This is a genomic window from Soonwooa purpurea (genome assembly GCF_053891095.1).
The window spans coordinates 329,582-352,137 of sequence record NZ_JBSSMA010000002.1 but is presented as its reverse complement, the minus strand read 5'-3'; the positions used below and the strand labels follow the sequence as shown (position 1 = coordinate 352,137).

Below are 22,556 nucleotides of genomic sequence, written 5' to 3'. Positions count from 1 at the left end.
GAGGCGACGGTCTTCGAAAGGCGAAGCCTAGAGAAGATAGACGTCCGAGCGAAGCAAGCAAGATACAGCGAACAGCCCGGCCGCAGCAAAGAATTAGAAAAGGAGGCGGATTGCCAGGAAAGAAAAAAAACACGAGTCAACTAAAATATCAGTAGTTTCGTATCTTATATAATACTTCGATATGACGCCGAAAGAGATTATAAATAGAATTTCTACACTTTCAACGAGCTCTAACCAAAAACTGGTTTTACTTTTCAGGGAAGAAGCTTTTCAAAAAAACGAAATCCTACTTCAAGCAAATAAGCTTGAAAAAGACATGTATTTTATAAAGTCTGGTCTGGTGCGTGCTTTCACACAATACAAAGATCAAGACATTACATTTTGGTTCGGAACAGAAGGTGCGCCAATTTTACCAATGAATAGCTACGTTTATAATAAGAAGAACTACGAATATATTGAACTTTTAGAAGATAGTATTTTGTATAAAGTATCTATTAAAACCTTGCAAAAGCTATATTTAGAAGATCAGGAAATCGCCAATTGGGGAAGAATTTTGGCAGAGAAAGAATTGGTGACAACCGAACAACGTCTTATTTCTCGAATTGCGATGAAAGCTACAGATCGCTATTTAGCTTTATTATCCGAACACCCAAATCTTCTACAACGCGCTTCATTAGGTCATATAGCATCTTTTCTTGGCATTACACAAGTCAGCTTGAGCAGAATCCGAGCACAAATCAAATAATTTTTTTTAACATTTGTAAAAAGGATTCGTATTTAAAAGTTCGACATTTGCGGAAAATTTATTTTAATGAGCTGGATTATATTAATTATCGCAGGATTATTTGAAGTTGCCTTCGCATCTTGTCTAGGAAAAGCAAAAGAAACATCGGGAACAGAATCTTATTTTTGGTATGCAGGATTCTTGGTATGCCTCACCATAAGTATGCTAGGCCTTATGAAGGCGACCCAGAATTTACCCATCGGAACAGCCTATGCCGTCTGGACAGGAATTGGTGCTGTAGGAACCGTTTTGGTAGGAATTTTCATTTTTAAAGAGCCCGCAACATTTTGGCGTTTATTTTTCATAAGCACTTTGATAGGTTCTATTATTGGACTAAAATCTGCCAGTCACTAATTTCTATTAAATTAACATATCCATATTTTTTCTTAGCTTTGGACAAAACCTTAACCCCATGAAACCAATAATCTATTTATGTATTTTCTGTTTGTCAATTTTTACACAAGCTCAAGAAAAAGAAATACCCGTTGATAAAGTTCCACAAGGCATTTCAAATTATATCAAGAAACATTTTCCCGATTCCAAAATTGTAAAACTAACTGAAGAAAACACAAAATTTGGCACCGAATATAATGTGAGTCTTGATAATAAAATCGAATTGGACTTTGATCATAAAAACCAATTGGAAGATATCGAAAGCAAGTCCATGCAAGAACTCCCTAACTCTGTTGTACCTAAAAATGTTTGGGATTACGCGAAAGCCAATTATTTGACTCAACAAATTATCGGTTGGGAAAAAGAAAACAAAAAACAACGTCTGGATCTAAGCAATGGTTGGGTTTTGGAATTCAACGAAAAAGGCATTTTCTTAGGAATAAAAAAGTAATTTTTTCTGTATTAAAATCATAAAAACCCTTCTTAGACTAAGAAGGGTTAATTTCAAATTGTGAATTTGGTAAATTTTAAATATGTTAATGTGATTTGAAATCTGCCTCAAATGTAAATATTAATTTTATAAAAACAAAAACATTTTAACGTTTTTGTTATAAATAAAAGCAATATAGACAGAAATAAAACTTTAAAAAATACCTTTCAATTACATTTATATTAAAAATCCGAATTTTAAATTTAATCAAGAAATCTAAAAGTATTATTATCTTCGTAGTTCAAAATTATCTTATGAAAAAATCATTTGCAATATTACTTTTAGCCTTATCTCCTTTGGGCTTTGCACAAAATATAGCCGATTACGAATATATCTACGTGCCAAAGACCTTTGAAAAAGATAAAGAGATGAACAAATTTGGTCTCAACAAAATCCTAGTTGACCAACTAAAAGCAAAAAAATACAAAGTTATACAGGAAGCACCTCATGATTGGCCTGCCGCATTAAAAGATAATCCTTGTGCTGTACTTAGCGCCAATCTCTTGGATGACAGTTCATTTTTTAAAAACAAAGTGAAAGTTAATTTTACAGACTGTCAAAAGAAAGTAATTCTAGAATCCAAAGGTAGCGCAGATGAAAAAGAATTTGAAATTGGATTTCCAAAAGCTTTGAAGCAAGCAACACAAAGCATTGCATTTTCTACACCCAAAAGCATCATAGAGCTAGATTCTAAAAAAGAAACAACAGCTACAACTGCGCAAACAATTGTTGAAAATGTAAGCTCCGCGCCGATTAGCTCAGCAAAAGAAGAAGCTTTGGTTTTTACCAACAAAAATGAAAACTACCAACTCATCAATCTAGCAACGGGCAATTTCATTTTGGTATCTTCAAAAAGTTCAACACCTTTTGCCAAATTATTTGAAAGTAGTAAACCTGGGATTTTCCATGTAACATTGGGAAATAATATAAAAACACTTGGTTATACTGAAAATGGGAATATCGTTATAGAAATTCCAAAATTAGATGGATCATACTCCAAAGAAATTTTTAATAAAAAATAAAACTAAAAAGCAGCCCAACAAGAGCTGCTTTTTTTATGTATTTTAAAAAAATTAATTTCCATTATTAAAATATTCCCAAACTACTTTAGCCTTGGACTTTCCAAGTATTTCTTCTAAAGTTTCCAAGTTGGCTTCTTTTATTCGTTTCACCGATTTTAATTTGGATAGTAATAATTCAATTGATTTTGGACCGACTCCCGGAATTTCTTCCAACTCCGATTTTATCGTAGAATTTTTACGTCGCGTTCTGTGATGTCGAACCCCAAAACGATGCGCCTCATCACGAACACGCTGAAGTATTTTTAACGTTTCCGACTTTTTATCTAGATACAACGGTATAGAATCGTCAGGAAAAAAGATTTCTTCCAAACGTTTTGCAATACCAATTATTGTAATTTTACCATATAAACCAAGTAATTTAAGACTCTTCACCGAAGAAGATAGTTGTCCTTTTCCTCCATCTATCAATATCAATTGTGGCAAAGCTTCGCCTTCATCCAACATTCTTTTGTAACGTCGATATATCACTTCTTCCATCGTTGCAAAGTCGTTAGCACCCACGACGGTTTTGGGATGAAAAATTCTATAATCTGCTTTACTAGGTTTTCCATCCTTGAAGACCACACAAGCCGAAACAGGATTTGTCCCTTGAATATTAGAATTGTCAAAACCTTCAATATGCCGTGGCTCAACAGGCATGCGCAGAAGCTGTTTCATCTCCGCCATAATGCGATTGGTGTGACGATCAGGATCCACAATTTGGACTTGTTTTAATTTCTCAAGTCGATATTCTTTTGCATTTTTTTCCGAGAGTTCGACGATACGTTTTTTGTCGCCAACTTTTGGGACAATAAGTTTTACATTCGGAATTTCAACACTTAGATGAAATGGGATTAATATTTCCTTGGAATCTGAGCCAAATTTTTGTCGAATCTCAATTAAAGCTTCTTCCAAAATATCTTCGTCGCTTTCATCCAGAATCTTCTTAATTTCTGTTGTAAAACTCTGAATAATATTCCCGTTTCTTATTTTAAAAAAATTGACATATGCTGCGGTCTCGTCGCTTGTCATCCCAAATACATCAACATCATCTATATTGGGGTTAACAATGGTATTTTTTGTTTGATAATCTTCCAAAGCATCTATTCTTTCTTTTATCATCTGCGCATTTTCGAACTTAAGATCAGCCGCATAGCGCATCATCTGATTGATCAAATAGTCTTTTGCCTTTCGGAAATCCCCTTTAATAATTCCTCGGATTGCATCAATTTTTTCATTATACTCTTCTTCGGTTTCCAAAGCTTCACACGGTCCTTCACAATTTTTAATATGATATTCGAGACAGACTTTATATTTGCCACTTTCAATTTTGTCCGCCGAAAGATTTAGGTTACAAGTTCGGAGTTTATAAATATGTTTTATTGTATCTAAAAGGATTTTTGCTGGACGCACTTTTGCATAAGGACCAAAATATTCCGAACCGTCTTTAATAACATTCCGAGTCATAAAAATTCTTGGGAAAGCTTCGTTTTTAATACAAATCCACGGATAAGTTTTGTCATCTTTAAGCATCACATTATAAAACGGTTGATGCTCTTTTATCAAATTATTTTCCAACAAAAGCGCTTCGTACTCGCTATTAACAACGGTTGTCTCCAAACGAAAAATTTTACCAACCATAATTCTGGTACGATAACTTGACAAATTTTTGTTGAAATAAGAAAGGACTCTTTTCTTAAGATTTTTAGCTTTTCCGACATAAAGCAATTGCTCGTTTTTATCATAATAACGATAAACGCCAGGATCGGATGTCAAAGTTTTTAACTGAAGTTCTAAAGAAGGATTCATACAACAAAAATACTAATAATTGTCCTTTGACAAGCTCAACAAAAATCAGTATTTTTAACGAAAATTTATACTAATGATTTACGGAATCGATTTGTTTACATATAAAGATGTTTTAGAAATTTGCAAAGACTCAAAAAAGGCAAAACTTAATAAAGTTGCAAAAGAGCAAATTATAAAATCTCAAAAAAACGTGGCTAAAATTGTAGCTTCGGACGATACAGTTTATGGTATCAACACAGGATTTGGACCACTTTGCGATGTGAAAATTTCTGAGGAAGAAACGGCACAGTTGCAACACAACCTCATCATTTCTCATGCAGTTGGCGTTGGAAAGCCAATTGATAAAGAATTGTCAAAAATAATGATGATTGCAAAGATCCATGCATTATCGAAAGGTTTTTCAGGTGTTTCTCTAGAACTTATCGAACGTATGATTTTGATGTTGGAAAAAGGCATTATCCCTGTTGTTCCAGAACAAGGATCTGTCGGTGCTTCGGGGGATTTGGCGCCTTTATCTCATCTTGTGTTACCTCTTTTGGGACTTGGACAGGTATGGGATGGTAACAAAATCGTTGACACTGAAAAAGCTTTAAAAAAACATAAACTAAAAGCATTAAAACTAGGACCAAAAGAAGGTCTAGGATTAATCAACGGTACGCAATTTATTTTAGCCCACGCTATCAAAGGTTTAGAAAAAATGGAATATCTTCTCGACCTTGCCGATATGACGGCAGCGATGAGTCTGGAAGCTTACCGAGGTTCTGCTAGTCCTTTCAAAAAAGAACTGCACGATATTCGCCCCTTTGCTGGAAGCAAAAAAGTAGCAGCAAGAATGTTGAAATTTTTGAAAAATTCGGAAAATCTACAAGCGCACGAAGACTGCGAAAGGGTACAAGACCCCTACTCTATGCGTTGTGTTCCGCAAGTACATGGTGCCAGCAGAAATGCTTTTGAACATTTAAAAATGATGGCCGAAACAGAACTAAATTCTGTAACCGATAATCCTATCGTCTTGAGCGCCGAAGAGTCGATCTCTGGAGGAAACTTCCATGGACAACTGATGGCTTTACCTTTAGATTATGCCACTTTAGCGGCTGCTGAATTGGGTAACATTTCTGACAGAAGAAGTTATCTTTTGCTAGAAGGAAAATTTGGTTTGCCAAGATTGTTGACGGAAAGTTCTGGACTTAACTCAGGATTTATGATTCCACAATATACCTCAGCAGCTTTAGTTACAGAAAACAAAACCCTTTGTTTCCCAGCATCGGCAGATTCTATACCGACAAGTTTAGGTCAAGAAGACCATGTATCTATGGGCAGTATTTCGGGGAGAAAATTCAATCAGGTTTTAGACAATTTGGTAAACATTTTCTCTGTTGAATTGATGTTCGCTGCGCAAGGTTTGGAATTCCGCAGACCAGCAAAATGTTCGAAAATTATTGAAGAAAACTTCAGCATTATAAGAAGTGTTGTCCCAAAATTGGAAGACGATCGACTGATTGGAAAAGATATGTTGGCAATTGCTGATTTAATAAGAAATAGAAAGCTAAAGGTAACTGTTTAAAATAATGAAGAAAGTAATTTTAATATTCGGTTTAATCACATGTTCGTTTTCTTTTGCACAAACCAAAGAGCAAAAAGTTGAGAGGCTAATGGAAGTTATGGGCATGCAAAAGAATATGGCCTTGATGTTTGACCAAATGATGCAGCATTACAACGAAACATATCCTAATGTCCCTTCTATTTTTTGGACAAAGTTTCGTGAAAACATCAACTACAAAGATTTACAATCCAAAATGATTCCTGTTTACTCCAAATATTTTACAGGAGAAGATATTGATGGGTTAATTAAATTCTACCAAAGTCCCCTAGGTCAAAAGACGATAACGACACTTCCACAAATCATGCAAGAAAGTATGGCGATTGGCCAAGAATGGGGAATTAATATTGGAAATAAAATTATAGAAGATCTTGAAAAAGATGGCTATCTGCAAAACCCACCACTTCCAATGGAAACAAAGTAAAAAATACAAAATCCTGATAAAAGTTTATCGGGATTTTTTTTCACTTCATTCGAAACAAAAAATCCTATCTCTGTTTGAAATAGGGTTTAAAAAAACAATTAACCATTAAAGTTAACCAATCAAAACACTCGTCATACTAAGGCTTCCGCCGATTAATGCATCATTAAAAAGTGAAAGCTCTTCCGACTTGTGTTTTAAACCTAGAGTATATATCAAAGGTAAAAAATGTTCGGGCGTTGGTATTGCATTTTGCAGCGCAGAACCTTGTTTTTTATAATTTATTAAACTTTTGAAATCACCCTCTAATAACCAATACTTGGTTTTTTCTCGAGCTTCGATTGCCCAATCCCATCCGGCACCTATTGTATTTATATTTCGCCAGTCAATCATTCGAAGATTATGTACAATATTACCGCTTCCAACAATCAGAATTCCTTTTTCACGCAGTTTGTCTAATTTCTGTGCAAGTTCGAAATGGTATTGTGGTGATTTTGTATAGTCGATGCTCAATTGGATTACAGGAATATTAGCGTCCGGATACATATGCCTAATCACCGACCACGCGCCATGATCCAGCCCCCAACTGAGATCTTCTTCGGCAAAAGGCGACAAAAGTTCAGTGGTTTCTTTAGCCAATTCTGGCGAGCCTGGCGCGGGATATTCCACTTCGAACAGTTCTTTTGGAAAGCCATAAAAATCATGAATCGTCTTTGGATATTGCATTGCGGTAACAAAAGTTCCGTCTGTATACCAATGGGCCGACACACAAAGTATAGCATTGGGTGTTGGGATTTCTTTTGATATTTTTCTGAATCCTTGTACAAAAACATTATCTTCGATGGCGTTCATCGGCGAGCCATGTCCCAAAAACAAAACTGGCATTTTGGGTGTTGGAGCAAAAGTCTCGACTATTTGATTAAGATGATTGATATTCATGATAAAAACGAAAAATTTAAGAAATCAAAGACCTCTTAAATTTTTCTAAAATAGATTTGTAGAAAGATTTTTTAGGCTTGTTTTACAAACTGTAGATCGCCTGATATTTTAACATCGTCACCCACCATAACACCACCCGTTTCCAATGCGGCATTCCAGTTAAGACCAAATTCTTTTCTGCTTATTTTTCCTTCGAAAGTGAAACCGGCTTTGGTATTACCCCAAGGGTCTTTAGAAATCCCTCCAAATTCTACTTCTAATTTAATTGGTTTTGTAATACCATTTATTGTTAAATTTCCAGTGATATCATTATTAAGAGTTCTTGTTTCGAAAGTGATTTTAGGATTCGCTTCTGCATTGAAAAAATCTGCTGATTTCAGGTGATTATCACGATCTGTATTATTTGTGTAAATGGAATCGACATCGATATAAGCAGTAGTTTTTGCATGTTCAAAAGTGTCATCTTCTGCTTCTATTTCTGCGTTGAAATTTTGGAATTGTCCTTTAACATTAGAGATCATCATGTGTCTTACTTTAAAAGTAATTTCGCTGTGTGCTGGATCTAGTAGCCATTTAGTTGCCATAATATTTTGTTTTTTATTGATTAAAATTTCTATTGCAAATGTAGCACTGCGAATCTATATAAAACATTGATTTATGATAACTTAACAACTTGATCTATATTAAGATTTTAAATAATAAAAACAAAAAAGCCCTTCAACAAAAGGCTTTATTATTTTAAAATTTTAAATATTTAATTTATTACAATCGAACTTAACAAAAAATTATGATTTTTTGAAGTAAGAACTTGTGAACATCATCACAACCATTGCCAACCCAAATACAGAAAACAAGGTAAACGACCAACGCAATCCGAAAATTTCCGCAATAAATCCTATTAAAGGAGGCCCCATCAAAAAGCCTAAAAAGCTAATACTCGACACCAAGGCAATGGCCATTCCTGGAGGAATACTAGAATGTTTCCCTGCCATACTATACACGGTTGGCACACAACACGCAACGCCCAAACCGACTAGCATAAAACCAATAGTTGACGTCGAAACATAAGGAAACAATACAGAAGTCATCATCCCCACAAACATCAAAAGTCCACTTATAATAAGCACTTTTCTTTTGCCTAATTTAGTAATGAGAAAGTCACCCAAAAACCTTCCTGTAGCCATCATAATCATAAATGATGTATAACCCAAAATAACCAAAGACGTTGGAGATTTCACAACATCTTTAAAATAGACGCCTGTCCAGTCGAACATCGCACCTTCCGTCGCCATACTGAAAAAACCAACAATACCCAACTGAATTAAAATAGCATCTGGCTTAAATTTTATTTTCTCGGCATTAGAACTTGCATGTTCTACTTTCGGAACAAGATACTTAATATTCCAAAATGTATTGATTAAAACCAAACTTAGAATAATCAAAAAAAGATAGGTTGTATTAAGATGAAAATTAATCGTTAATAATCCGATAAGCGCTCCGAAAAACCCTGCCAAACTCCAACCACCATGAAACGACGTCATAATTGATTTCCGAAACATTTTTTCCACAGCAACCGCTTGCGTATTAACCGCAATACTTCCCATATTACCAGCAATACCAAATAAAAATAATGACGCCGCCAACATATAAATATTAGAAGCGAAAGAAATACTCAACAATATCAAAGCATATAATATGGAAACAACAGAAATAACTTTTGCGCTACCATATTTCGTCACCAACTTCCCAGACAAAGGCATCGTAAACAATTGTCCTAATGGCAACATCAACAACATGGCACCCAACTGTCCTTCGCTAAGACCTAGCGCTTCTTTTATTGAAGGAATACGACTTGCCCATGATGCGAAACCAAGTCCTTGACAGAAAAAATATCCAAAAACCGCCGTTCGATAACGTATAATGGAAACTCTTTTGGGATTGGCTAAAGTGAAAGTATTAGACATATATATTAGGTGTTAAAAAAACGAGTGCAAAGTTACCACTATTTGAAATTTAAAATCATAGAAAATGCCTAATTATAAAATTGATTACAAAAAAAACAATACCTGACAAGAATCTCTCAAAAGGCAAAAACGAATTGCTTATCTTTGAACATCAAATTTTTTACAGACATGAATCACCAACCCGTTGAAGGTTTTTCAAAACTATCCAAACAACAAAAAATAGATTGGTTAATCAAAGAATATCTTAGCCAAGATCGTAGCTACGAGCAGATCTTACAACAATATTGGAATAACGATCACGACATACAAAAACTGCATGAAGAATTCTCGGAAAACACCATTTCCAACTTTTATATGCCTTACGGAATTGCGCCTAATTTCCTTATCGATGGCAAATTATTAGCGCTTCCTATGGCTGTTGAAGAAAGCTCGGTTGTTGCAGCAGCGTCAAAAGCAGCAAAATTTTGGTTAGATAAAGGCGGTTTCAAAACAACCATTATCAACACCAAAAAATTAGGTCACACTCATTTTATATTGAATGTTGAACCACACAAACTGCAACATTTTTTTAATTTTAAATTAAAGAAAAAACTTTTCGAAGCGACCGAAGATATCACCGCAAATATGAGGAAACGTGGTGGCGGCATTTTGAATATCAGATTGATTGACAAAACCTCCGAAATGGAAAATTATTTTCAGCTGAAAGCGAGTTTTGATACGGTGGACTCTATGGGCGCCAATTTTATCAACTCGTGTTTGGAACAATTTGGAAAAACCTTGAAAGAGGAAATTGCTTTAGAAGAAGATTTCACTCCAGAAGAAAAAGCCTCTTTGCAAGTGGTTATGAATATTCTTTCCAACTACACGCCAGACTGCATCGTTCGTGCCGAAGTATCTTGCCTAATTGAGGAGCTGAAAGATGATAGCGGCATTTCCAATGAAGAGTTTGCATGGAAGTTTAAACAAGCAGTGAGCATTGCCGAGATCGAACCTTACCGCGCAACAACGCACAACAAAGGCATTATGAATGGCGTAGATGCCGTAGTTATCGCGACAGGAAACGACTTCCGTGCGACAGAAGCCTGCGCCCACGCCTATGCTTCTAGGAACGGTAAATATTCGTCATTAACGCATTGCACAATAGATAACGGCATTTTTAGATTTTGGATTGACTTACCAATTTCCGTGGGTGTAGTTGGCGGATTAACCAATCTTCATCCATTGGTAAAATTCTCTTTAGCACTTTTAGGAAAGCCTTCTGCACAAGAGTTGATGAGTATTTTAGCGGTTTCTGGATTAGCACAAAACTTCGGAGCCTTGCGTTCTTTGGTGACAACGGGAATCCAAAAAGGTCACATGAAAATGCACTTGTTTAACATCCTTAATCAGTTTGGGGCAACCGAAGCAGAAAAACAACATTTTGTGACGTATTTTAAAGACAAAACGGTAAGTCACCATGAAGTGATTTCGGAATTGAATAAACTGAGAGGACAATAATTTCAATAAAAAATATCACTACATGTTTGGACTTGGATTAGCCCTATTTATACTAGGCTTCGGTATATTTTTAAAAATCACACACAACCCAGGATTTGCGAGTAGCAAACGTTTTGCTTGGTTTTTTATCATTCTCGGAATTTTGACAACGGCGGGAAAAATATTTATATTAATAACTCAAAAATAAATTATAAATGAAAACTTTCACTTTGATATTTGGTGCATTTTACGGTTTATTGTCCGTAATCCTTGGTGCTTTTGGTGCGCATGCTTTTAAAAAAATTCTTTCCGTAGAACGATTAGAAAGTTTCGAAACGGGCGTAAGATATCAGATGTATGCGGCGTTTTTTCTACTAATTGTCGGCTATATTTTAAAATTCGAAACAGGATCCGAAAAATGGATTTCGTTCTTAATGATTATCGGGACTTTTCTATTTTCGTTTAGTATCTATTTTTTAAGTTTCCAAGATTATTGGGGCGTTAACCTAAAACTTCTTGGACCTATCACGCCATTGGGAGGACTTTTCATGATAATCTCTTGGGGAATGTTGATTTGGTATTTTGCTAAAAATAAAATTTAAAATTGTATGCTAAGAAAATTAATAATAAGTATAGTCTTATTGACTGTAAGTTTCAGTTTTGCGCAAACAAGCACAATCAGGGTTGGACAAACTTTTACTGTAGATTATCCTAATAGTTTTGTGAGAACTTATGATCTCAACGAAAGCGCTTCTTTACAAATGATTAACTTGGCTTTGGGTAAATTCAGTATAATAATTCAGGACGAAAAAGCCTCTTTAGATCACTTTAAAATCAAGTTTGGAAACCTAGAAGAAGCCTTAGATTTTTATATCAAAAACTTAGTAGCTTCTATGGAAGAAGGATCTACGAAAAAATCTGGATTAAAAACCTTAAAAATAAATAACTACAACACTATTGAAATGGAATTGGAAGGTGCATTAAAAGATGAAGAAACATCTGAATTATCCAAAATATTTTATCATTTCAGCATTGTTGAAACCCCGAATTATTATTATCAAATACTTTCTTGGAGCAATCAGGAAAACAAATCCAAATACATAGAAGAGTTTAGAAAAATTGCTGGAAGTTTCAAAGAAGTTAATTAATTCGACATGCTATTTTTCATTTTCGGTATCAAATCCAAAATCGTAGGCAAAGAAGAGCGAAAAATCCAGAAAAACGGATTTGATGTTAATACGATTATAACAATTTATCAAAATTATTTCGAATTGTTTTTCATTCCCATCTTCCCCATCGGAAAAAAATACAGCATGTACATTCCACATAGTGATGAATACTATGAAAATGTAAATTTTGGTAACATGCCACAGGAATATCTAATGCTTTGTAAAGAGGTTGGGGAAAAATATTAAATAAAAAATAGCGTATTTTATTATAAATTATTAAATCTAAATACTAAAATCTTGTAAGTATGCCATGATTTTGTAAATTTGTAAATCTTAAAAAATAGTAAATTAAACAATAAAAATATTATGAATCTTCACGAGTATCAATCAAAAGAGATTTTATCAAAGTACGGCGTTGCTATACAACGTGGTTTCGTTGCAAACAACGTAGATGAAGCTGTAGCAGCTGCTGAAAAATTGACTTCTGAAACCGGCGCACAAGCTTGGGTTGTAAAAGCACAAATCCATGCAGGCGGTCGTGGTAAAGGTGGAGGTGTTAAGTTTTCTCCAAACATGGATAAACTTAAAGAAAATGCTTCCAACATCATCGGGATGCAATTGGTGACGCCTCAGACTTCTGCAGAAGGTAAAAAAGTACATTCTGTTTTGGTTGCAGAAGATGTATATTATCCTGGTGAAACGGAAACTAAAGAATTTTACGTTTCAATCCTTTTGGACAGAGCTTTAGGAAAAAACACTGTAGTATATTCTACAGAAGGCGGTATGGATATTGAGCACGTTGCTGAAGTTACCCCACACCTTATTCACAAAGAAGTTATCGATGCTACTTTGGGACTTCAAGGTTTCCAAGCTAGGAAAATCGCTTTCAACCTAGGTCTTGAAGGAAATGCTTTCAAAGAATTTACAAAATTCATTACCAATCTTTACAACGCCTATATCGGTATCGATGCCTCTTTATTTGAAATCAATCCAGTTTTAAAAACTTCAGATAACAAAATTATTGCGGTAGATGCTAAAGTAACTTTGGATGACAACGCAATGTTCCGTCACAAAGACCTTGCTGAACTAAGAGATACAAGAGAAGAAGATCCTATGGATGTTGAAGCTGGCGAAGCTGGTCTTAACTTCGTAAAGCTTGATGGTAACGTGGCTTGTATGGTAAATGGTGCTGGTCTTGCAATGGCAACTATGGACATCATCAAATTATCTGGTGGTAATCCCGCTAACTTCCTGGACGTAGGGGGTACTGCTGATGCACAAAGAGTACAAACAGCTTTCGGAATTATCCTAAGAGATCCTAACGTAAAGGCGATTCTTATTAATATCTTCGGAGGTATCGTAAGATGTGATAGAGTTGCACAAGGTGTTGTAGATGCTTATAAAGCAATGGGAAGCCTTCCAGTTCCATTGATCGTAAGATTACAAGGAACTAACGCTGTTGAAGCTAAAAAATTAATTGACGAGTCTGGCCTTCCAGTACACTCTGCAATTACTTTGGAAGAAGCTGCTAACAAAGTAAAAGAAGTTTTAGGCGCTTAATCCTAATTTTTTTAAATATAAAGAACTCCAGCTTTTAATAAGTCTGGAGTTCTTTTTTTATTATTAAATTTAATAACTTTAAAAACAAAGTAATTATATGAAATATTTGTATCTGTTTATCATACTTTTCTTCATTCCTATAAAAGCCCAAAAGTCGCCTACAATTGGCGTAACCGACTTTAATTTCATCACAGAACACGAAGAAAACACCTACAACAACGACACTTGGATTAATAATATTTTTGATACTGGCTGGGACATTACCGCATTTGACAACACGGGACAATTCAATTACAAGCGCTTTCCTTACGGTGGTATCGACAATCTTGACGGATGCATCAGTCTTGACAATTGGGATATGAAGTATGTTAAAATTAAATCCAACGATGCTTCGAGATTCAAATTTTCTTCCATTCATTTAAAACCAGACAGCAATCTCAATGTCACTTTTATTGGCTATGTCAATGGTGTTGAAGTCCCTAATGCGACAAAAAACTTTAGAACCTTTACGCCAGAGCGTTGGTCAAAATTTGATTTTGAAGACACTCCAGCTTTTGGTGATGTTGACGAAATCCGAATCTTTCTAAATGTCCGAACTTACTTCCTCGGCATCGACGAAATAACGATTGCTTCGACTTTAAAAACAGAAGAAACGTCTCAAAAGCCACTCCAATTGGTTGCAGAGAAAGGCCAACTTATCGTGTTTTCTCCAATAAAAACTTCGATGCAGATTTTCAGTAATGAGGGGAAATTAGTTTTAGAAAAAGAAATTAAAAGCTCTAATAACAACTTCGATATTCAACAATATCCTAAAGGCGTTTACATCATCAAATATTTATATAACAACAAATATTATCAGCAAAAAATACTATTTAAGAACTAGCAGAATTTGGATTTTCTAGACTAATACTCGTTGGGCTCGTTAATTTAATATCGCGTTTGGTCATTTCATCTTTAATCGCCAAAATAGCATTACTTTTCAACAGCAATGGACTCGCCCCTGGTGCAACAACAAATTTTGCTTGCACCGTTGCCAATCCTGCATTAAGATTGGTAAACAATACATCAGGATGAACGCCTTCAACTTTATCGAGATTTTTAATAACGCTTTCTATTGCCGTTTTAACCTGATCCAGATCTTCACTAATCGGAATATCAAAATTAATAATGACTTTACGTTGTGGCGATGCTGTAATGTTATAAAACGGCGCATTGAAAATCACTTGATTTGGGACATAGACTTTTTTTCCTTCGTCGGTAATTAGTTTGGTTGTTAAAAAGCCAATTTCTTGTACCGTTCCAGAATGATTCCCAATGGTGATATAATCGCCTACAACAAAAGCTTTGTCAATCCCCACCAACATACCGGAAAACATACTCGACACCAAATCTTTCAGCGCAACCCCAGCGATAACCCCAGCCACTCCGAGACTTCCGACGAATTTCACAAAAAAACCACTGAATCCCATGATTTCAAGGGAAATAAAAGTTCCCATAATCATAATCAGAAATCGGAAAACACCTACCAAAGTTGCTACGGATTCTATTCTACTTTTCGGAAAGGCTTTATGAAACAATTTTACCGATAGTCTGCTGAGATACTTGCTACTGCTGAAAAAGAAAAAGAACACCAAAACGCCTACAATAAGATTCGGTGTTATTTCCGCAAGTTTAACATACCAATTATTAAGGACACGATAGACAAGTTCTACATAAGTGGCGGATTGTTCTTCCATAAAATAATTTTGACTTTTGTTATCAAATAAAATACCATAAAACACAAAAATACGAATAGATACGCTTTTCGGAGAATCAATATTTAATTTAATGGTATCAAAAAAAACTATTATCTTTAGCAAAGCAAACAAAAATCTTAGCCTTCAACAAAAATTGGACTCGAAACAGAAAGAATTTTCTCAACTCATTAAAAACAATCAAGGCCTTATCATTAAGGTTTCACGATTGTACACCAATTCTATTGAAGATGAGCAAGATCTTTTTCAGGAAATTGTTTTGCAATTGTGGCGCTCGTACGATTCTTTCAAAGGAAATTCCAAAATATCTACATGGATGTATCGTGTTGCGCTTAATACAGCCATTACTTTATTTCGAAAAAAAACAAAATCGCCTCTTACTGACGAGTTAGACGAAGTTCATTTTAATTACAAACAAGATGAAGATGAGGAAAAACAAGCACAAATTTCGTTACTCTACAAGGTTATCAAACTTCTTCCAAATGTAGAACGTGCAATTGTTATGATGTATCTGGACGATGTTTCGTATAAAGAAATTGCTGAAACGCTTGGTATTACAGAAGTTAATGCGCGCGTAAAAATGAATAGATTGAAAAAAACTCTAAAAGAACTAATGACGCAACATGCCTAATAACGATTTCGATATAGACCAACTAAAATCTGCTTGGCAAAACCAAAATGTCGAGGATGCCTACCAGCAATCTGACATCGAAGCCATGCTGAATACAAAATCCAGAAACTATGTTAAATACCTTCTGTGGATAAGTATTGCTGAGTTTTTGGTATTTATCGGTTTATTAGTTTTTTCATTAATCAACAAAGACAACCATAGCAACTTCCGAGAAATTTTGGAAAGATTACAAATTCGGGATCAGGAAAAAATCATGCAAACGATGGACAATATTTATTTTGTTATTAAAGTTCTGAGTTTGAGCTTAACAGGGATTTTTGTCTATTTATTTTATAACAGCTTCAGAAAAATAAGCATTGAAGATAATTTAAAACAATTCATCCTTAGAATCCTCAGTTTCAAGAAAAAAGTCAATGCTTTTATCGGCATCAACATTCTGCTTTTGGTTTTATACATTGTATCGTTCAGCGTTTACATCAGCATTGTCATGGGAGAACAAAGCATTCACCTCAACAACACCACCAAAATAGGATTTATTACCGGGGTTATTACCGCTTTATTGTTAAGCATTCTCCTCATCATCATTTACTATCGCGTTTTCTATGGTATTTTATTAAAAAGGCTTAGCAAAACTTTAGAACAACTTCGACAAATAGAATCCGATAAGAATAAATTTTAAATCTAATAGTTGCTCGTACAAAAGTCAGCTTTCCAGAAAAATTAAAATGCGTATCTTTGCCGCCATAAAAGTTCTTTGAAAATGCTTGGAAGACGACAAATCCGTGAAAAAGTAATAGAAAATCTCTATTCTTACTACCAAAACCCGATAAAACAAGATCTCGTAGAAAAAAATCTTGTGACAGAAATGTCAAAAATCTACAACTTGTACATCTATCAGCTCAACTTTTTGGTTGCGCTAAAACATGTTGCCGAAAACCAAATTGAAATTGGTAAAAACAAGTTTATTAAAATCGATAGCGATATTAATCCAAACCAGAAATTTGTACGTAACCAAATTTTGGAAAGTCTGGAAAACAACGAAGAACGCAGAAGTTTCACAGAAAAACACAAGGAACTAACCTGGGATTACAACGACGAAATCCTTATCAAAACCTTTCAAAGAATTAAAGCTGGAAAACGCTATCAAGACTATATGGCGAGCCAAGAAATTTCTTTTGAAGAAGATCAAAAATTTATCGGAAAGCTTTTTCTAAGATACATCGCAGAAAACAACGACTTACATGAAAAATTCGAAGAATTTGAAATGAGTTGGGCAGATGATTATCACATCTCTAACTCGATGATTCAAAAAACCATTGGATTCCTTAAAGAAGATGTTCCCAGCCATACTTTAGTTAAAGCGATTAAAGATGAAGAAGACGAAGAATTTGCAAAAAAACTTTTGCGCCAAAGTCTTAACAACTGGGAAGATGCAGAGAAAAAACTTGAAGAAAGATTGGTAAACTGGGAGCTGGAACGTATCTCACTGATGGACAAAATCATTTTAGTCGCTGCAATTACAGAAATGGACTATTTCCCACAAACACCTTCCAAAGTTATTATTAATGAATATATCGATATTTCTAAAGTCTATGCTAGCGAAAAATCGAATATCTTTATCAACGGTATTTTGGATAAATACAGCAAAGACAAAAACAGAGCATAATCTCAATACTAAAATATTATGAAAAAATCATTCAAGTATTTAGCAATCGCAGCCATGGCAATCAGCATTGTGGCATGTAAGAAAAAAGACGACACTACACTCGTAGCAGACAATAGTTCAGCAGTTGTAGAAAACCAAGCTATGGACGCTGTAGTAGATGAGCATGCAGGACATGACCACGCTACCGAAGAAGATGCAATGCTAGAAGAAGCTAAGAAAAACCCTTTGACTACTGTCGCGTTAAAAGAATCTGACTTTTCTTTTGGGAAAATTAAAAAAGGGGATATCGTAGAGCACATTTACGAAATTACCAATACAGGGACTAATCCATTAATCATCTCTAGTGTTAAACCAGGTTGTGGTTGCACAGCTCCAGATTACACAAAAGAGCCAATCCTTCCCGGAAAATCAGGAAAAATAACACTTAAATTCGATTCATCAAGCTTTGATGGAAATGTAGCAAAAGCTGCTGACATCTATGCAAACGTAGAAAAAGCACCTATCAGAATTGGTTTCACAGCCGAAATCACCAACTAAAATAACAAACAATGAACATGACAATATTTTTGCAAGCAGCAGGAGGACAACAATCGATGACCCCAACTTTAATTATGATGGGATTAATGTTTGTAGGATTCTATTTCTTAATGATCCGTCCGCAAATGCGTAAACAAAAACAAGAAAAAACATTCCAAGAAGCGCTAAAACCTGGCGCAAAAGTAGTGACTACTTCAGGAATGCACGGGACTATTTTCAGTATTAACGAAGATGGTGTTGTTCTTGAAACTTTATCAGGAAAATTAAAATTCGAAAAAGCCGCAATATCAAGAGATTTTACAGCACAAAGATTTCCTGAAACTTTAGGTATTACGAAAAAATAAACGACAGAGTCTAGCTCCTAACAAAAAAGCCTTCAATATTGAAGGCTTTTTTGTTATTTAAAACTAATAGCAAAAATCATGCAAAAGCCTATGCTATATTAAAAAAAATTGTAAATTCGTAGCACAGATGTATTATTTCGTCTGAAACAAAAAAATATGCTGAAACAAAATTTACAACTTAAGTTAGGTCAAAAACTAGCCCCTCAACAAATTCAATTGATGAAATTGATTCAGCTTCATACATTAGAATTTGAGGAAGAATTAGAACGCGAGCTCGAAGAAAATCCCGCCTTAGAAAAAGCTTCGGACAACGACTCAGAAGACGATTACGCGGATTCCAACGAAAGCGATTTTGAAGACGAAGGTAACGAAAGCATCGAAACAGATTTCGACGTCAACGACTACATTTACGACGACGAACCAAGTTATAAAACGGCATCCAGCAACTATTCTCAAGATGATGATGAGTTCGACAACCAATCCTTATTAACAGAAGGACAAAGCCTTTATGACTATTTATTAGAACAAATTAGACTAGCCAAAATTGACGGTGACGATCTAAATATCGCAGAATACCTTATCGGAAATTTGGACAATGACGGCTATCTACGCCGTGAAATAAAATCCATTGTGGATGACTTAGCTTTTTCTCAAGGTATTTACACTACGACAGAAAAAACGCAAGAGATTTTAGAAAACTACGTGCAAAAACTTGATCCAGCAGGCGTTGGTGCCCGAGATTTGCGCGAATGTCTTTTATTACAAATCGAAAAAAAAGTCACAGCAGATCCTGCCGTTTCTTTGGCAGCAAATATTTTAAGAAACCAATTCGATGCGCTAAGCAACAAGCACTATAATAAAATCATCCAAAAATACGATATCGAAGAAGAAGATCTTAAAGATGCCTTAGACATTATCTCTAAGCTTTCGCCTCGCGTGGGTGGTAACTTCGATACGCAGACAATTACTATTAATCAAGAAATTATTCCAGATTTTGTTATTCAGGTTAAAGACAATGAGGTGACCCCATCTTTGAATAGCAAAAACGCACCTACCCTGCGTGTATCGGAAGAATATAAAGAAATTTTAACAACCTATTCTCACGATAAAAATTCTGCAGAACACAAGCAGGCAGCTTTGTTTATCAAGCAAAAATTAGATGCTGCAAAATGGTATATTGACGCAATTAACCAACGCCAAAATACACTTTTGCAAACCATAACTGCAATTGTAAAACTTCAGAAAGAATATTTCATAACTGGTGACGAAAAAAGTATCAAACCTATGATTCTGAAAGACGTTGCAGACATTACAGGCTTCGACATTTCAACCATTTCAAGAGTTGTAAAAAGCAAATATGCAGACACGCCGAATGGGATTATTTATCTTAAAAACCTTTTCTCTGACAGCTTGACAAACGATGATGGCGAAGAAGTTTCTACTAAAGAAATCAAAAATCATCTCCAAGATATTGTCTACAACGAGGACAAACGAAAACCTCTTACCGACGATGCTTTAGTGGGGCTTCTTAAAGAAAAAGGCTATAATATCGCCCGACGTACGATAGCAAAATACCGCGAACAACTCAACATTCCAGTTGCTCGTTTACGAAAAGAATTATAACAAAAAAGCACTTCACAACGGAGTGCTTTTTCGTTGTCGTTATTTAAAAATTAAACCATTAATTAAGATTTAATTTCAAACATGATGAATGTTTAAAAAATCAATTAAAAGCTTTGAAAAACCTTTCAGATATGTATATTTTTTAGTATTTTTAAAAATATTCTAAACACAACTATGTTCAATTTCATTCAAGAATTAGCGCCGCTAGAACAAGCTTTTTGGTGGGTCGCTATTGTAGCAAGCGTCATTTTTATAGTCCAAACTTTGCTAACTATATTTGGAAGTGATTTCTCTGACGGAATTAATGCTGATTTCGATGGCAACCTCGATCATGACGCAGCGCCATTTCAATTATTTTCTTTCCGAAACCTTATCAACTTTCTTTTAGGTTTTGGCTGGGCAGGCGTCGCCTTGTTTAACACTATCAAAAGTCCAACATTTCTCATCGTTATCGCAACACTTATTGGGCTTGGTTTTGTCTTATTATACTTTGTAATGATTAAACAAATTTTAAAACTCTCCGAAGATAATACCTTTAATTATGAAGCCTTAATTGGTAAAAATGCGGAAGTCTATCTAACAATTCCTAAAGATAAAACTGGATATGGAAAAGTTTTAATCTCTTATAAAGGCAGCCAACGCGAACTACAAGCTATGACGGAAAACGAAACAATTTCGTCAGGAAATATGGTACGCGTTATTCGCCACGAAAACAACATTTTAATTGTCGAAAAAATATAAATAACATAAACTATGATTGAAGGAATTAACGGGACTTTCATCTTGATTCTCGTGGCAGTCTTTGTACTGTTTGTAACTTTTATGGCGCTTATCTCGCGCTACAAACGATGTCCATCGGACAAAATTTTAGTAATCTATGGAAAAACTGGCGGAAGCTCAGCCAAATGTATTCATGGTGGTGGCGCATTTGTATGGCCAGTTATTCAGGATTTTGCATATTTAGATTTAAAACCAATTTCTATTGAAGCCAATTTGACCAATGCACTTTCCCGTCAAAATATTCGTGTCGATGTCCCATGTCGATTCACGATTGCTATTTCTACAGAGCCAGATTCTATGGGAAATGCCGCAGAAAGATTGTTAGGACTTCATCCTGAGCAAATTCAAGAATTATCAAAAGACATCTTGTTCGGACAGTTACGTTTGGTTATTGCGACGATGACAATTGAAGAAATCAACTCGGATCGTGACAAATTTTTGGATAATATTTCTAAAAATGTGGATACAGAATTGAAGAAAATCGGTTTAAAACTCATCAACGTAAACGTTACCGACATCAAAGATGAATCTGGATATATTGAAGCTTTAGGAAAAGAAGCTGCAGCAAAAGCGATCAACGAAGCTAAAATTTCTGTTGCCGAACAAGAAAAAATTGGGGAAACAGGAAAAGCTATTGCCGACAGAGAAAAAGACACCCAAATTGCGGAAACACAAAGAGATCGCGATGTAAAGATTGCCATCACCCAAAAAGACAGAGAAGTCAGCATTGCGTCTGCTGGAAAAGATGAAGCCATTGGAAAAGCAGAAGCAGAAAGAGATGCACGTATCGCGACTTCCGAAGCCAACTCATTAGCCGTAAAAGGGGAAAACGAAGCAAAAATCACCATCGCCAACTCGGATGCTGAACGCCGCGAAAAAGAAGCAGAAGCTTTGAAAATAGCCATGACCGCAGAAAAAGTACAAGCCGCAAGAGCTTTGGAGGAATCCTATTTAGCAGAACAAAAAGCAGAAACTGCTCGTGCGGAAAGAGAAAGATCAACACAACAAGCTAATATCGTTGTTCCTGCGGAAATTGCGAAACAAAAAGCCATAATCGACGCACAAGCGCAAGCCGAAAAAATTAGATTACAAGCCAAAGGTGAAGCAGACGCGATTTTCGCAAAAATGGAAGCCGAGGCAAAAGGTTTGTACGAAATTCTAACGAAACAAGCCGAAGGTTATGACCAAGTAGTGAAAGCTGCTGGTGGCGACACTAATAGCGCCTTCCAATTATTGTTGATTGAGAAGCTTCCGGAATTGGTGAAAACCCAAGTGGAAGCAGTTAAAAATATTAAGATTGATAAAGTTACCGTTTGGGATGGCGGCAACAATCCTGAAGGAACAACTTCAACAGCAAATTTCGTTTCCGGGATGATGAAAAGCGTTCCGCCTCTTAATGATTTATTCAATATGGCTGGACTTAATTTACCATCTTATTTAAAAGGAGAAGATACAGAAGCAACCAAAGCCACGGAAACTAAAACGGTAAAAATCATCAAAAAAGAAGATCCGCCAAAGACGGATAATCCAGATAGTAATGCTTAAAAAAATCGCC

The 22,556-nt window shown here is 35.3% G+C and carries 25 protein-coding genes; 20 read left to right on the top strand and 5 right to left on the bottom strand.

Annotation, left to right across the window (positions count from 1 at the left end):
- Positions 1 to 181: 181 nt before the first annotated feature.
- From ACVFVN_RS03460 to ACVFVN_RS03445, 4 genes are all read left to right on the top strand, one after another.
- Entirely contained in the window at positions 182 to 745 is a 564-nt protein-coding gene (locus tag ACVFVN_RS03460) for a Crp/Fnr family transcriptional regulator (RefSeq protein ID WP_456234184.1), read from the top strand.
- Between the two features lie 66 nt (positions 746 to 811).
- Positions 812 to 1,138 carry a DMT family transporter gene (locus tag ACVFVN_RS03455; RefSeq protein ID WP_456234183.1) on the top strand — a complete coding sequence of 109 codons (327 nt, stop codon included), beginning with the start codon at positions 812 to 814 and terminating at the stop codon, positions 1,136 to 1,138.
- A 58-nt stretch (positions 1,139 to 1,196) separates the two neighbouring features.
- Entirely contained in the window at positions 1,197 to 1,628 is a 432-nt protein-coding gene (locus ACVFVN_RS03450) for a PepSY-like domain-containing protein (protein ID WP_165136141.1), read from the top strand.
- A gap of 293 nt (positions 1,629 to 1,921) precedes the next feature.
- Positions 1,922 to 2,689 (top strand): hypothetical protein, encoded by a 768-nt coding sequence (locus ACVFVN_RS03445; protein WP_456234182.1) that lies wholly within the window; start codon positions 1,922 to 1,924, stop codon positions 2,687 to 2,689.
- A gap of 51 nt (positions 2,690 to 2,740) precedes the next feature.
- Here ACVFVN_RS03445 and uvrC read toward each other — a convergent pair whose 3' ends face one another.
- On the bottom strand, positions 2,741 to 4,537 hold the full coding sequence (uvrC, locus tag ACVFVN_RS03440; protein ID WP_456234181.1) for an excinuclease ABC subunit UvrC: 1,797 nt from the start codon (positions 4,535 to 4,537) through the stop codon (positions 2,741 to 2,743).
- A 73-nt stretch (positions 4,538 to 4,610) separates the two neighbouring features.
- Between uvrC and hutH the strand changes: the two genes are divergently transcribed.
- Positions 4,611 to 6,101 carry a histidine ammonia-lyase gene (hutH, locus tag ACVFVN_RS03435; protein WP_165136132.1) on the top strand — a complete coding sequence of 497 codons (1,491 nt, stop codon included), beginning with the start codon at positions 4,611 to 4,613 and terminating at the stop codon, positions 6,099 to 6,101.
- Positions 6,102 to 6,105: 4 nt separating this feature from the next.
- A complete protein-coding gene (locus tag ACVFVN_RS03430) occupies positions 6,106 to 6,561 on the top strand; it encodes a DUF2059 domain-containing protein (RefSeq protein WP_456234180.1) in 456 nt (151 codons plus the stop codon).
- A 111-nt stretch (positions 6,562 to 6,672) separates the two neighbouring features.
- On the opposite strand, the gene ygiD is transcribed toward ACVFVN_RS03430, so the two are convergent.
- From ygiD to ACVFVN_RS03415, 3 genes are all read right to left on the bottom strand, one after another.
- Positions 6,673 to 7,497: a 4,5-DOPA-extradiol-dioxygenase gene (gene ygiD, locus ACVFVN_RS03425; protein WP_456234179.1), complete on the bottom strand. Its 825-nt coding sequence runs from the start codon at positions 7,495 to 7,497 to the stop codon at positions 6,673 to 6,675.
- A 71-nt stretch (positions 7,498 to 7,568) separates the two neighbouring features.
- Positions 7,569 to 8,081 (bottom strand): YceI family protein, encoded by a 513-nt coding sequence (locus ACVFVN_RS03420; protein WP_456234178.1) that lies wholly within the window; start codon positions 8,079 to 8,081, stop codon positions 7,569 to 7,571.
- A 201-nt stretch (positions 8,082 to 8,282) separates the two neighbouring features.
- Positions 8,283 to 9,461, bottom strand: a complete 1,179-nt coding sequence (locus ACVFVN_RS03415) for an MFS transporter (protein ID WP_456234177.1) — start codon at positions 9,459 to 9,461, stop codon at positions 8,283 to 8,285.
- A gap of 168 nt (positions 9,462 to 9,629) precedes the next feature.
- On the opposite strand from ACVFVN_RS03415, the gene ACVFVN_RS03410 reads away from it, so the two are divergent.
- The 6 genes from ACVFVN_RS03410 to ACVFVN_RS03385 all read left to right on the top strand — a co-directional run bounded on the left by ACVFVN_RS03410 (position 9,630) and on the right by ACVFVN_RS03385 (position 14,549).
- Positions 9,630 to 10,958, top strand: a complete 1,329-nt coding sequence (locus ACVFVN_RS03410) for a hydroxymethylglutaryl-CoA reductase, degradative (RefSeq protein WP_456234190.1) — start codon at positions 9,630 to 9,632, stop codon at positions 10,956 to 10,958.
- 194 nt (positions 10,959 to 11,152) lie between these two features.
- Positions 11,153 to 11,539 (top strand): DUF423 domain-containing protein, encoded by a 387-nt coding sequence (locus tag ACVFVN_RS03405; RefSeq protein WP_456234176.1) that lies wholly within the window; start codon positions 11,153 to 11,155, stop codon positions 11,537 to 11,539.
- A 6-nt stretch (positions 11,540 to 11,545) separates the two neighbouring features.
- The gene (locus ACVFVN_RS03400; RefSeq protein ID WP_165136111.1) at positions 11,546 to 12,085 is read left to right on the top strand and encodes a hypothetical protein; all 540 of its coding nucleotides are present in this window, start codon (positions 11,546 to 11,548) and stop codon (positions 12,083 to 12,085) included.
- 6 nt (positions 12,086 to 12,091) lie between these two features.
- Positions 12,092 to 12,352: a hypothetical protein gene (locus tag ACVFVN_RS03395; RefSeq protein WP_456234175.1), complete on the top strand. Its 261-nt coding sequence runs from the start codon at positions 12,092 to 12,094 to the stop codon at positions 12,350 to 12,352.
- A 120-nt stretch (positions 12,353 to 12,472) separates the two neighbouring features.
- Positions 12,473 to 13,666: an ADP-forming succinate--CoA ligase subunit beta gene (sucC, locus tag ACVFVN_RS03390; RefSeq protein ID WP_456234174.1), complete on the top strand. Its 1,194-nt coding sequence runs from the start codon at positions 12,473 to 12,475 to the stop codon at positions 13,664 to 13,666.
- Positions 13,667 to 13,763: 97 nt separating this feature from the next.
- A complete protein-coding gene (locus ACVFVN_RS03385) occupies positions 13,764 to 14,549 on the top strand; it encodes a T9SS type A sorting domain-containing protein (protein ID WP_456234173.1) in 786 nt (261 codons plus the stop codon).
- On the opposite strand, the gene ACVFVN_RS03380 is transcribed toward ACVFVN_RS03385, so the two are convergent.
- Entirely contained in the window at positions 14,539 to 15,402 is an 864-nt protein-coding gene (locus ACVFVN_RS03380; RefSeq protein WP_456234172.1) for a mechanosensitive ion channel family protein, read from the bottom strand. The two genes, ACVFVN_RS03385 and ACVFVN_RS03380, sit on opposite strands and share 11 nt — an antisense overlap.
- A 154-nt stretch (positions 15,403 to 15,556) precedes the next feature.
- Between ACVFVN_RS03380 and ACVFVN_RS03375 the strand changes: the two genes are divergently transcribed.
- The 8 genes from ACVFVN_RS03375 to ACVFVN_RS03340 all read left to right on the top strand — a co-directional run bounded on the left by ACVFVN_RS03375 (position 15,557) and on the right by ACVFVN_RS03340 (position 22,546).
- On the top strand, positions 15,557 to 16,051 hold the full coding sequence (locus ACVFVN_RS03375; protein ID WP_165137712.1) for an RNA polymerase sigma factor: 495 nt from the start codon (positions 15,557 to 15,559) through the stop codon (positions 16,049 to 16,051).
- Positions 16,044 to 16,730, top strand: a complete 687-nt coding sequence (locus ACVFVN_RS03370) for a beta-carotene 15,15'-monooxygenase (protein ID WP_456234171.1) — start codon at positions 16,044 to 16,046, stop codon at positions 16,728 to 16,730. The genes ACVFVN_RS03375 and ACVFVN_RS03370 overlap by 8 nt, the downstream gene beginning before the upstream one ends.
- A gap of 81 nt (positions 16,731 to 16,811) precedes the next feature.
- The gene (gene nusB / locus ACVFVN_RS03365; protein WP_456234170.1) at positions 16,812 to 17,717 is read left to right on the top strand and encodes a transcription antitermination factor NusB; all 906 of its coding nucleotides are present in this window, start codon (positions 16,812 to 16,814) and stop codon (positions 17,715 to 17,717) included.
- A gap of 18 nt (positions 17,718 to 17,735) precedes the next feature.
- On the top strand, positions 17,736 to 18,254 hold the full coding sequence (locus tag ACVFVN_RS03360) for a DUF1573 domain-containing protein (RefSeq protein WP_165136090.1): 519 nt from the start codon (positions 17,736 to 17,738) through the stop codon (positions 18,252 to 18,254).
- Between the two features lie 11 nt (positions 18,255 to 18,265).
- Entirely contained in the window at positions 18,266 to 18,598 is a 333-nt protein-coding gene (gene yajC / locus ACVFVN_RS03355) for a preprotein translocase subunit YajC (protein WP_165136087.1), read from the top strand.
- Between the two features lie 156 nt (positions 18,599 to 18,754).
- Positions 18,755 to 20,221: an RNA polymerase factor sigma-54 gene (rpoN, locus tag ACVFVN_RS03350; RefSeq protein ID WP_456234169.1), complete on the top strand. Its 1,467-nt coding sequence runs from the start codon at positions 18,755 to 18,757 to the stop codon at positions 20,219 to 20,221.
- Positions 20,222 to 20,395: 174 nt separating this feature from the next.
- Positions 20,396 to 20,962, top strand: coding sequence for an NfeD family protein (locus ACVFVN_RS03345; protein WP_165136045.1), 567 nt, complete (start codon positions 20,396 to 20,398; stop codon positions 20,960 to 20,962).
- A 12-nt stretch (positions 20,963 to 20,974) separates the two neighbouring features.
- The gene (locus ACVFVN_RS03340) at positions 20,975 to 22,546 is read left to right on the top strand and encodes a flotillin family protein (protein ID WP_456234168.1); all 1,572 of its coding nucleotides are present in this window, start codon (positions 20,975 to 20,977) and stop codon (positions 22,544 to 22,546) included.
- Positions 22,547 to 22,556: the final 10 nt, after the last annotated feature.